The organism is Shewanella sp. GutCb (genome assembly GCF_002836135.1).
Lineage (GTDB): Bacteria > Pseudomonadota > Gammaproteobacteria > Enterobacterales > Shewanellaceae > Shewanella.
The window spans coordinates 1-12,045 of sequence record NZ_PJBL01000038.1 but is presented as its reverse complement, the minus strand read 5'-3'; the positions used below and the strand labels follow the sequence as shown (position 1 = coordinate 12,045).

Sequence of the window (12,045 nt, the reverse complement as noted above, 5' to 3'; positions counted from 1 at the left end):
CAAGCAGGACAAAAAACAGTTGGCTGTTTCGTCCCTCAACATTTTAGCAAACAATTTTTTGCCCCTTAACAGGACGTTATGTTTTTCGGCAGAATGGAGCCAGCATTTTGAATAAATATTTACTTATCATCCTTTTGAACATTTTTGTTTCAAATGTACTCGCTTCTGAAAGAGTAAAAGGAACTCACATTGTTATAGACCCACCTACTTATTTAGCGCCAGCAAAACATTTTTCAGGCTATGTGGATGAAGAATACGGTACATCAATTATGATTACCGAAATTCCCGGTCCTATAAATGAAGTGATGAAGGGGATGAATAAAAAAGGATTTGCGAGCAAAGGAGTAACTTTGTTAAGCACAGAGGATATCAAGTTAGGAAATGATTCAGCGAAGTTAATGAAGCTCAGTCAAACCGCTTATGAACTTGATTTTACGAAGTGGATGGTTTTGTTGGGAGACGATACAAAATCCATTCTTATCGCGGCCTCTTTTCAAACAGATCTTTCAAGTGAAGTGTCAGATAAACTTAAAGAGACAATTTTAACATCTCGCTGGGAGCGAGACTCTAAAATTGATTTTTTCGAGGGACTAACTTTCAAAATAGATGAAACAAAATCTCTTAAAATTGCTAAAAAAATGGGTAATGCCCTTATTCTTACCAAAGACGGCTTGTTTCCAATTGAAAACAAAAAATCACCATATGCCATTATCGCAGCATCATACTCAAATACTTATGAAATTAAATCTCGTGCAAATTATGCTCGAGAACGGTTAATGAAATCTGACGGGTTTACAAATATAGAGGTTATAGGTCAAAGTCAGACTAAAGTTAATGATTTGAACGGGGAAATGATATTAGCTAAGGCGTTGGATATTAAATCAAATGCGTGGAAATATATTCATTTCTCCATGCTATTTAGTAATGACAGCTACTATATAATTCAATCTATTGCAGAATTAGAAGAACAAAAGCTTATTGAAAGTGAATTTCAATCATTATTGGCAAGTTTTGTAGAAGTATAAAAACATAACAAGCTAATAAATAAGGATAAAAACAGTTGGCTGTTTTCGTTCCTCAACATTTTAGCCAACAATTTTTTGCCCATTATTAGGGCGTTAGGCTTACACGTAAATATGGAGATTCACCTTGTTTAATTTATTGATTTCTTATGATTCATGGACTTGGAATACAAGTCCGTATGAAAGTGATAGAAGCCGTTCTTTAGTTGAGTACACTGTTACTGAAATTAGTGAGCGTTATAAAGACTTTACAGAAAGTGCTATAGAAGAATTAAAGAGCTTTCCAACTTTATTTGTCACTGAGAATGAAACTGTTGAGTCACGTATCGGCTATATTACAAATATTAGGTTACGTCAAAATACAGTGATAATTGATTTCGAGTTTGATTCAATATTACCTGCGTTACCTCAGGGGGCAATTGTATAAGTGGGGTCAGAGTAAACTTTATTCTTATACTCTATCAACTAGTCATTCGCTAAGGCTGAATTCTAACTCACTTTTGTTCAGAAGTATAAGTGGGGTCAGAGTAAACTTTATTCTTATACTCTATCAACTAGTCATTCGCTAAGGCTGAATTTCTAACTCACTTTTGTTCAGAAGTGCGTTACAAGATCAACAGTTAGCTTGTGAACACCAAGGGACTTTGATTACTCACTTTTGTCCCAAATCGTGGTAGCGTCATAGATCGCTTGTTCCTGGAAGTGAGCACTATTCTGCCTCAGCTAAAATTCACTATGCTTGAAACCACGTTAGAAGTAGGGCGGTTACTATGAATTCCTATTTTCATCAATTCCTTCCAATTACAACTTATAACACTCTATATTAGGCACACCAGATGGCTTTGTTTCCTAAATAGGAAACACCTCCGATCTTGTTGGAGGTTGCGTTCAGATCCTGTGAGCACCTCACAGTAAACAGTACTACTGGTTAAATCCAAGCGTCACATCACCAACTGGCTTGTATATGTAACAAACTTTGGTTAGCCCATGTTCATTTACCTTTGGGATGGATGAGCAGGCCGTCAGTAGTTGGGTAACATGGTGGCCGAGGGCGAGACCTTCATTACAGCGGTACCGCTATTAGCAACTCATCAATGCTAAAGTAAGCCTTAGAGATCACAACGGACAAGTCATAAGGCATTAGCTGGGGTAAAGGTGATTAACAAAGTCTGCCTGTTTGCCGGACGGTAAATCAACCCTGAGAAAACCATGGGATTGGCTTATCCAAGGAATGAGTATATCAACACGGCCATGCCAAGCACGTCAGTTGTATTTTCTTCATGCGGTTTATGCTGCTATACAATGAAGCCTTTTACAAAATGTCAAAATCCAACCGCCAGAAGGTAAGATCTCACGTTAAATTAGAATCCCACTTTTTCTATTACCTATTAAAAACAGCTCCAAGCCTGTTGTAGAAGGGGCTAGAACGATTCTAATTTCAGTGGGATCAAGTTTCGATCTCAATGTCGAATGTCAAAAATGTTAATGGCATTTTATCGCTGGATCACTTTTACTGATTTTAAAGAAGTTTTTGCAGAGTTTGACTGGATCATTAATTTCAAAATAACACGTTATCACTGGATCTTAATCCCACTTGTCACGTTAACGCTGGATCATGTTATAAATATGAGTGAACCCTATATAAACAGTGGGCTTCAGCAAGATAACTCAATAATCTAATAATCTAATAATATATGAAAATGCTAATAATGTATATATATCAATCACCACTTTGAAATGACTGAGACCTAACTAAGCATGGTTATAGAGATAAATATTAATATTTGTCTAAGCGCTGCATTCTTTTAGTAACACCCCCGGTGGATGCAATTGGCTTAGGCTATGCTTGTAAAAATAAGCTATCAAAGATGCACCAATATGCAACAGGCCCACATTCTTCAGCAGCGACTTAATGACCACTTTCCTCAAGTTCGACTACTCGATGATCTGAATATGCAAGATTGCTTTGTATTTCCCTGTTATGCGCTCATTAAGACGCTGGCTGGGTTGATGGATGCCCAAGACGGCTATGTAGAGATTTACAAAATTGATTATAGCCCTCAAAGCGGCATTCCTACGCTCAACATTATTCTCTCTGGTCAAGTGGATACGTTATTGCTGAATGCTATCTTCGACCACTATCAGGCGCTACTCATTGCTGCGGCAAAGTGCAGTAAATAGTTCTCCCAAGGTGAATTCTTTTAGTAACACCCCCTAAACCTTGGTAGAGATGGACTAAGCTATAGCTTTAAACTGATGGATAGGACTTTTTGAGTACAATAAGTGAAGCTTTGAGAGGTTGCCTTAATGAGTCAAATAAAACCAATCAGAACAGCTCAAGAGTACGAACAGGCTTTATCTCGTATGACTGAGTTAATGGATCTAGATTGTTCAGAACAATTAGAAAACAAAGATGAAATTGAAATGCTTGGTCATGAGATTAATGAGTATGAGCAGAGGCTATTTCCAATTCAATCTCCGCATGCTATTGAAGCTATAAAGTTCAGAATGGAACAATTGGGTCTAACAGAAACAGACTTGATTCCTTATATCGGTTCTGAGTCTGAGGTTGCTGAAGTGCTCAATGGTACACATAAACTTAGTCTCTATGCTTATCGAAAGATAGGTATTGGATTAGGTATTTCAGCTGATATTCTTGAAGAAATTGAAGACCTCATCGAAGATGAACTTGATGTTCGGCTTGTTGAGGAAAGGCGTGTCCAAGCTGAAATTAAGATTGATATCGATAACCTTTAAATACTTAAGATGAAATACTTTGAGGTGGTTTTGCAGTAATAGTTAAGTGAGTTAGGTGACCAAATCTACTAAACCACTTCAGTCAGTCTTGTTTAAATTAATCGGTAGTATGTTTATGTGGATTCTACCTGAGGGTAAATATCATCTACCATAGGTATTTTTCAAAGATTAGAGATTCATCTCTTTTCAATATATGTATATAAGGGTATATTTTTAAAGAACTAATAGTGAATGGACTCCTTGATGTTAGATTGCGAACTAAGTTACTTTGATAAGCTTTTCTTAGCCTTAAAGGAAAGGAATCTAAGTGACTGTCCATACCAGCTTGTTATCGAAGCTTATCTCTACAGAAAGCCTTCTAAGAAAAGCAAAACGAACCCTCAACTAAACCGAGATGAATCATTTTGGAACTCAAAGTTTGTTTTTGAGATTCCACCAGCCACATACAAAACCGATGATTTCATTCTCGCGTTAGCACGCTACTTCGCACAGGATATTGCTGAAAATTATAGCTTAATGACTAAGGTTTTCGCAGAATCACCAGAGACTATTCGTACTGCAATTCGTCGCTCTCAATTGGTACTAAAGAAAGAGCACGCTAAGTGGACCGAAATTGAAAAACTAGCCAATCAAAGTCCACATGCACTAGAAGAACTCATCTCAACCTGTGAAGCATTTCAATCAGCACACGAAGATAGACAAAATTTAGTAAAGAAATACAGCCAACCGTTAATATCTTTAACGTTGTTTGAGTTCATGTCTTTTTCTGCTGCTTACTCGTTTAAACACTTAAAAGAGCCGGCTATTTCGTTTGATGGTGGGGCCATAAGTGCAGATTCCCAGTTAAGGGCGTTAACGGAGCTAATGCAATGGAAGCTGAGACATGTATCTAAGCAAGATTTTACCTTAAACGATAATAAGATTTCGCAGTCTTTAAAAGAATATCATGTTCCTCTAATTTTCCCTTCTGATGAAGAGAGCTCTAGAGCGGAAGCTTTTATGCAACTTTTCGGTCAACTAGTACAAGCTCAAGTAGAACTCGATGAGTTTATCTCTCAGAGTGTTCATCCATTTTGTTTTGATGATTCGCTTCATTTTTCTGTCAACAATGAAAAATTAACACTTAAGCATTTGGATAGTGGTTTAGACGATACTTGGGAACGTAATGGAAACCGACAAAAATTGCTTAGAGGGTACTGGTTCAACTTGGCAGTGGAAGAGTTCATTACTTTAGGAATGGCATCCAAACAAATTGGAACAAGTGAGAACCATGAAAGTAACCAAGTCGCTTACATCAAAGCAATAGCAAGTCTGCTCGAACTTCAGAAGGTGTATGGGTTTACATCATCCGTGACCATTAGTTCAGGATTCAACGTTAATCTGTTTCAGGCATTATTATCTCAAGAGTTAATGATAGCTTTTTACTTAAAGGACTATATCCAAGCATTTGATCAAGAATATGCAGAAGTAGGTGATTGGCAGAAAGCTATTGGATTAGTGGCCATAAAAGGGCTCGCAACAGGAAAAAATCGATTTCCTATCACGTGGTCTCTTTGGAGAGAGAAAATTAAAAACATAGTCGGCTGGACTGTATCGGATGATTTCCCTGATGGCAATATCAATGCGGCTGAAGCAATTTTAGACTTCTGGTGCCTTGATTTGAAAATACGCAGTGCACTTTTGAAAGCCTCACCGACAAATGAACTTCAACAACTTACCGAAAAGCCTATCTTTAAAATGGGTAGTCATTGCGTCCAACTCCCTTGGCTAATGTCAGCCCAAGTCAGTTCTGTTAATGCTATAAATAACTTGCGCCGATTTGCAAATCAACGTAGCTCATTGAAGGATGAGACAACAAGAATCGAAAATCAGCTAGGTAATAAATTCAAGCTCAGAGGATTCTCAGTTTTAAAAAACTTTACGGCGAAAAGCCCTGGGGGGATAGAAGCTGGGGAAATCGATTTAATTTGTTCAATAGATAACATCGTTATCGTTATCGAGGTTAAATCGACGTATTGCAGAACGACCAAGTCTGAAATCTTTTATCATCGAGATAGAACTTTACGCAAAGCCGGTATACAAGTGAGGAAGAAAGTCTGTGCAACAATGATGGACCTTCAAATTGATGAGCAATTGAAACAAAGACTAAATCTAACTACCGATACACCACACATAGTTGGTTTGATTGCCGATACGTCCATTGAGTTCGATCATGAGTATTTTGCAGGCTTTATGAAGGTAACAATCGAAGAGCTTCTAATCGCATTAGCGGACAATGCCCACTTCTTATGTAACCAAGAACAAGAAGTCTCTTCATCACTAGTCTCTGGTGAACAGATGAACTTCGCTTCCGAACCTTACTCATTGTACGAAGACGGGTTCAATGGCAAAGCATTCCTGGATGTTATCGAGCACTCTCGAGTCTGGGGGAGTATAGAAGACCAACTCACTCAAAAGCACCACTAGATATTCAACACTAACCTGGTCTCTCTAAAACATGTTTTAAATTGATATATCTCGAAGTTTAGCTATTTGTATTTACCCTAAGAAATCTTATATTAACTTCAATAGAGTGGCCAAATTATCTATACCACTACAATCTACGACGAGCAGGGCATTAACTTACGAGTATATAAGTGTGTCTATGGCTCTGGGTGGTACTTAACAAAGGATAAATTTTAGATGATAAGGCACAAAGTTTCGTTCTATCTATCGGCAGTAACGTCATTAAGGACAACGGAGTGTAGTGGTTATTACTAGTTAAATAATTAAAAAAGCGACCCTAAGGTCGCTTTTTGTGAACAGCATGAGGCAAAGATTAGCTCACATGTGAATTTCTTATTATCTTCTTTTAAATCACGCACAGAGCGTGTATCTAGCATTACTATTATCTTCTTTTAAATCACGCACAGAGCGTGTATCTAGCATTACTATTATCTTCTTTTAAATCACGCACAGAGCGTGTAGCTAGCATTACTATTATCTTCTTTTAAATCACGCACAGAGCGTGTAGCTAGCATTACTATTATCTTCTTTTAAATCACGCACAGAGCGTGTAGCTAGCATTACTTTTGTCGATTTTTTTAGTAATGTCAAAATCTAAGTTCAATATAATAGAAAGATTCTGACAGGTCAATATAAACTTACAAGTTTATTCTCATAAGTTATTGTTTATTTGGGTTTTTCCCAAGATCATAGTAATGCTGAACTTCAATATAGTAAGGTCGATTTAGCAGTCCCCATCGCCTGATTCAGTGTTCAAAGTTAATGGTTCAGATCAGATCTCCAGTTACCAGAATGTCTAACACTCTCATACAGAATTTTTGTTGGTTTGACAGGATAACCCCTCACAACAACGGTAATTACCTACCACCTTGAAGAGTTTTTTGTAGCACCAGGTGAAGAATTAGATAAACTTGGTTAAAATAGGCGTGATGGATCAGCACTCTAACTTTTTTCACCCCAAAGTGTTTAGTTAAATCTATTAATAGTGAATAGTGAATAGTGACCAATACTATGACCTACCTAATTCTAATATAAAAGTGTCGATATTAATCAGGTAATATCATTGTGAGTTTATTTCTTAATTAACTGAAAGTGAATCGACTAGACAGACTGTGCAATTAGACTTAATACACACATGATGCTTGTTGTTTTTTAATAACCCACTGATATATACCGAATAAATGTTTTAATGCCTAGTAAGGAACAGTGGATCTGTTAATGTTTGGTTTATCGTTATAAGGAGTCAATATGTCAGGCATTAAACACGTTCCCACTCTTGGTGAGTTTCATAAAGTAGTTTGTGATTCGTTGGGCTTATGGAGTGATGAAAAGCTAGAAACAACATTTCATGTTCCAGCAACAGAGAAAGAACGTAGACAGGCGTTGCAGGCATCTTTCTCGTTGGTGGAAAACAACAAACAAGGTGAAGTTAGTATACAAGATTTACTTAATGCAACTCGCCAACTCGCTCCAGATAACAAGCGCATATCTAAACAGCTTAAAACTATCAGAGCATACGTCATTCAATATGCAAAAAATAATTTCAGCACTATTCGTGAGTTTACTGAATTTCAGAAATACATGTTACAGGTTATTGAAGAGCGGTACCCTCAACCTGAAATAGCTCATTTAGCGCAAAACTATTATCTAAATGCACTAGAATACTACCGAGAGTGGGTTCGAGAGTTTGTGATTGATCACGGTGCTATTCCCGAAACTTATCAGTATTTCGTCAACAATGTCCTAAAATCTATCGTCATCAGCCTGGTTTCTCACCATGCTTTAGGTGATAGAGATTGGTTGCAGCAGACCCTACAAGATGACTGGCCAATGCGCCGATTAATCGATGAACTATTAGCTAATGCGGGAAGCTCAGTCTATAAGCTCTGTCAGTATCATGCAGAAGCAAAGGCCAACAAAGATGTAGAGTTTGCTGGCTTACAGGGCAGGAGTGTTGATACTGCCGCTAAACAGGTAATCGAGAGGTTTTCACGCTTTACTAGAGTTAAGTGGCGCATCTACCTACAAACGATTTTGCCTGTGCAGAAATTGACGCCAGTTGAGTGCGATGATGCTTACTTTAATGCTTCTGCTCTAGGTGCGTTCATCGTCCATAACCTTAATATTCACTTAAATGATAATCAATGTGAGCCTCTATGGGATAAGAAATTCAGCTACCCATTGTTGGGTGTAACTCCGATGGAATCAGCCAGTGAAGTGATTGATTACACAGTGGAACAGGGACGGCCTGACGCGGAGCAATGGATGTTGTTTGAGATGGCACAGGTTAAGTTAAATGAATATAAAAACGTACTAGATAGCTATGACCTAATTTTAAATAGGGTAGATAAGATCCCCACAGCCTTCAAGTTCGTTTATGAAGAAGGAGAACAGTTTTCTATTACAGAGTGGAGTAAAAGCCTTACATTCAAACCAAGCTGGGTTGAGTATTGGATTAAGGCTCAAAACGCCATAGCGATAGGTGAACCTATTATTGCGGCAAAGCACTACACAGAAGTATTAAGGGGTGCCAGATACAGTTCTGGCCCATTGTGGATGTTGCTATTCTTTGAGGTTTGCTGTTTATGTCAAAAAGCGAATAGGGAATTAACTGAAGAGCAGTTTGATACTTATTATGACCCGTTGGGATCACTAGTTACCTCTTATGCGAAACTGTTGGGTTATCTACCTGATAGTGGACGAAACCCTAATACGCTTATGCCTAATCCGCTTATGATTAAAGAAAAATTTATTGCAGAGAAGGTGCAGAAATTACTAAAGTGTGGCTTTTTTCAGACACCTTAGTGTGGCGATAACTACTTTTTAATACAAAGTAAAAGACTTCTCTAGCTAAATCAAAACTGGATTTACCTTATGACTCAAATAGAATTAGCAAATCAAAGATTCATGGACGAATCAGAAGCCCTTGCAATAGTTAAACTAAGAATTCGAGAGGTTAAAGAGTGCGAATTACGTAAGCAAAATTCAAGGACTACTGCTAACTTGAAAGGATGCAAAACTAAATTTAGAAACGGACTTTCACTTCAAAAAGCAAACAAAAATTTTATTCAATTAATATCCTTGTTGTCGAAAACAAACTCCGTTGTCCCATTAAAGATACCTAACAATACAAGTACGGGACACGAATCAGACTATATTGGAAGCTACGCTCTATTAAATGTATTTAAAGATACTAGTGGTCGTGAACACCTTCAATTTATGCCATATATAATCGACTATAAGCATAAAACTCATGGATACCCAGCACCAAATGCACCTAATGTGGTTCTTAATTCAAATCATGTATTGGCTCGATGGCTCCAGCGCGAGCGTGGTTTTACTAGAGACCTTAATATAGCATTATTTGCTATTGCATCTGTATGGCTAAATGTTGCTGTCGAATTGGTAAACAATGTGAAAAAATGGAAAACGGTAAGTAATGTCTCTGTTCGTTTAATCAATGGAGGAATGTTACTCGGAGAATTTAGTAAAGGTGGGCTGACCTTCATTGCCAAAACTTACATAAGCCCAAAGCAAATCAAGCGTTTTAATTTTGAGAATTGTATTAATCCTAAATTTGAAGGGTCTAATGAATTAATGCTGAGCTTAGGGGAAGAAATTCGACGTAATTATCTCGGTAATACAGGTTAACTTCTGACGTGGTTTAATTGATCCGATTACCCCAAGCTTAACTGGAGATTGAAATGATAAAACGTAAAATCTAATCAAAAGAATTCAAACAAGGTGCAATTGCGCGTGAGAGATCAAAATTACTGTATCGCTGAAGCTGAAATTGATGATGGTCATGCTTTTAGAGGAAACGGAAATTAACGCCTGTTCAACAAGAGATCCGTAAACTGAAATCTCAAATGAAACGCCTAGAAATGGATCGGGAGATATTAAAAAAGTAATGGTCTTCTTTGCCAAAGAAACGAAGTAAAGTATTCGTTTATTGCCCAAAATAAAAAGATATGGCCAGTGTGAAGTGGCACGGTTAATTTGGTTACCTGTTTAGAGATTGACCTAAGCAGTCTTTTGGATATTTCGAGCATAGCAATACATATCGTGATGTGAACTAGACCATTTTGAGTACTAGCTCTAACGCATTTATGTCCGTGCTACGTTTCAGAGCGGATCCCGCTGACACGTGTATGCTCCATTACGTGTTTACGTCAGCAATTCGTCCAATACAGCACTAACCTCTTTGCAATATTTTTTCTCATCAGTCGGAAAGATCAGTGTTTGTGTTTTTATACAGTATTATTGGCTTTGTGCGGATAATCATCAAATTATGCGCAATCAGTTCGCGGTTTGCTATTGAGTGAAAATAAAAAGAAGAGTAAATTCAAGTGACTAAAAGTGTGCTTGCTCGGTTTGAAGGAGATACGAGGCAAGTTTATCCTCCATTCTCGTTTTGTCAGCACATGTTTTCGGGATAACCGATAAAAATGTTTATAAATTAGTTGTTTATTGATACACGTTTTGGCTGGTCTAACCGGATAAACGCGCAAGGCGTGTATACAAATGTTATGTTTAAGGGACGTTTTACATGCTGAATAATGGATATTTAATTGGAAATTTAGGGAAGTCTTTAGTCAAAGAACTTGTTAAATCAGGTGATTTAACTTATGCAGAGGCACAAAACCAACATGAAAAAGATCAGCTAGACGCTTTTAAAAAAGAAATAAATAAAAGTAAAGTAAGTCAACACTCTCTAATGTATTCCTTACTATTCGATAAAGTATATCTTGATGAGACCTCAATAGGAGGAATTACACTATTTTCAGACCATGAAGATCCAGAACAGATCGAGTATAGACAGATCTTTGAAGACAGTTCAGAACGACTAGGTAATCATTTGCATATGACCAATGCAACTTTAAATTATCACACGCCATATACAAACCCATTAAGCACCCCTGGTATGTTATCAAATGGCTATGAAAATTCGAGTGCGGAAAGGGCAAAATTATTTAATACGTTTGAACCTTATGTCTGGCAACGAATGAAAACTCTAGGGAAAGAGCGTATTAATAGAGATATGCTAGGGTACATTATAGAAAAACTCACGATACACCCGCATATGCTATCTTCAGTTCGAAGCGATGAAGATAATTTTGATTTAACATCTTTAAAGGAGATATTTACGCCTTTTAGTAAGGACTACTCATTAGATCTAGATACTTTAGAGTATTTTCGAAGTACTATTTATATGCTAGATGTAAAGGCATCTGTAGCTTTGGCTCATGTGAGGGAAGCACAAAGGTTGGATGCTGCTTTACCTTTATTAGGCCTAACTTCTAGAATAAATAACCGCTATCAAGATACAACTTATATTAAATCGCTAGGTAAACATGAAGATATAGTAACATCGGTCAAAGTATTTCTAGATGAAATAGAATTTTTACCAAAGATAGAATCTTACTCTGATATTGTTAAACTTAAAGAGAAGAGTGCATTTACTGATTTTAGAAATGTTCTTTCACAATGGGTTGTTGCTTTTCAATCAGGTAATGCTGAATTAGAACAGAAATTAAGGAAAGATATCAAGCTTGCTAACCAATCATTAAAGAAAGCTCATAGATGTGAGAGAGTTGGTAAAATATGCACTTACGTTGGAGTTCCATTGTTGGCTTTAGACCTTTTACTTTTACCTGTATTTGGTGCTCCTGTAACTATTACCGGCTTCGGAATGCAAGCATATGCAGACCAAATGAAATCTAAAAACAAGTGGCTTCTAATTGGTCGAGATGCATAATAA

Annotated in this window: 8 protein-coding genes and 1 pseudogene; all 9 read left to right on the top strand. The window is 37.2% G+C overall.

The window, feature by feature from the left end; translation table 11 throughout:
- Positions 1 to 107 precede the first annotated feature (107 nt).
- The 9 genes and pseudogenes from CXF86_RS22835 to CXF86_RS19415 all read left to right on the top strand — a co-directional run bounded on the left by CXF86_RS22835 (position 108) and on the right by CXF86_RS19415 (position 12,042).
- On the top strand, positions 108 to 1,025 hold the full coding sequence (locus tag CXF86_RS22835) for a hypothetical protein (RefSeq protein WP_180961115.1): 918 nt from the start codon (positions 108 to 110) through the stop codon (positions 1,023 to 1,025).
- 124 nt (positions 1,026 to 1,149) lie between these two features.
- Positions 1,150 to 1,449 (top strand): hypothetical protein, encoded by a 300-nt coding sequence (locus tag CXF86_RS19450; protein WP_219622746.1) that lies wholly within the window; start codon positions 1,150 to 1,152, stop codon positions 1,447 to 1,449.
- A gap of 1,451 nt (positions 1,450 to 2,900) precedes the next feature.
- Positions 2,901 to 3,203 carry a hypothetical protein gene (locus CXF86_RS19440; protein ID WP_102039828.1) on the top strand — a complete coding sequence of 101 codons (303 nt, stop codon included), beginning with the start codon at positions 2,901 to 2,903 and terminating at the stop codon, positions 3,201 to 3,203.
- Positions 3,204 to 3,329: 126 nt separating this feature from the next.
- Positions 3,330 to 3,779 (top strand): helix-turn-helix domain-containing protein, encoded by a 450-nt coding sequence (locus tag CXF86_RS19435; protein WP_102039827.1) that lies wholly within the window; start codon positions 3,330 to 3,332, stop codon positions 3,777 to 3,779.
- Positions 3,780 to 4,022: 243 nt separating this feature from the next.
- Complete coding sequence (locus CXF86_RS19430; protein ID WP_102039826.1) at positions 4,023 to 6,245, top strand: PDDEXK family nuclease; 2,223 nt, start codon at positions 4,023 to 4,025, stop codon at positions 6,243 to 6,245.
- A 1,287-nt stretch (positions 6,246 to 7,532) separates the two neighbouring features.
- Positions 7,533 to 9,089: a hypothetical protein gene (locus tag CXF86_RS19425; protein WP_102039825.1), complete on the top strand. Its 1,557-nt coding sequence runs from the start codon at positions 7,533 to 7,535 to the stop codon at positions 9,087 to 9,089.
- 69 nt (positions 9,090 to 9,158) lie between these two features.
- Positions 9,159 to 9,935 (top strand): hypothetical protein, encoded by a 777-nt coding sequence (locus CXF86_RS19420; protein ID WP_102039824.1) that lies wholly within the window; start codon positions 9,159 to 9,161, stop codon positions 9,933 to 9,935.
- A gap of 98 nt (positions 9,936 to 10,033) precedes the next feature.
- Positions 10,034 to 10,265: pseudogene (locus CXF86_RS23115) on the top strand (hypothetical protein); the annotation flags it as partial.
- Positions 10,266 to 10,833: 568 nt separating this feature from the next.
- Complete coding sequence (locus tag CXF86_RS19415) at positions 10,834 to 12,042, top strand: hypothetical protein (RefSeq protein WP_102039823.1); 1,209 nt, start codon at positions 10,834 to 10,836, stop codon at positions 12,040 to 12,042.
- Positions 12,043 to 12,045: the final 3 nt, after the last annotated feature.

Excerpts from the sequence above, each read along its gene's own strand:
- CXF86_RS19440 (WP_102039828.1), top strand. The coding sequence starts at position 2,901 with ATGCAACAGGCCCACATTCTTCAGCAGCGACTTAATGACCACTTTCCT.
- CXF86_RS19435 (WP_102039827.1), top strand. The coding sequence starts at position 3,330 with ATGAGTCAAATAAAACCAATCAGAACAGCTCAAGAGTACGAACAGGCT.
- CXF86_RS19430 (WP_102039826.1), top strand. The coding sequence starts at position 4,023 with ATGTTAGATTGCGAACTAAGTTACTTTGATAAGCTTTTCTTAGCCTTA.
- CXF86_RS19425 (WP_102039825.1), top strand. The coding sequence starts at position 7,533 with ATGTCAGGCATTAAACACGTTCCCACTCTTGGTGAGTTTCATAAAGTA.
- CXF86_RS19420 (WP_102039824.1), top strand. The coding sequence starts at position 9,159 with ATGACTCAAATAGAATTAGCAAATCAAAGATTCATGGACGAATCAGAA.
- CXF86_RS19415 (WP_102039823.1), top strand. The coding sequence starts at position 10,834 with ATGCTGAATAATGGATATTTAATTGGAAATTTAGGGAAGTCTTTAGTC.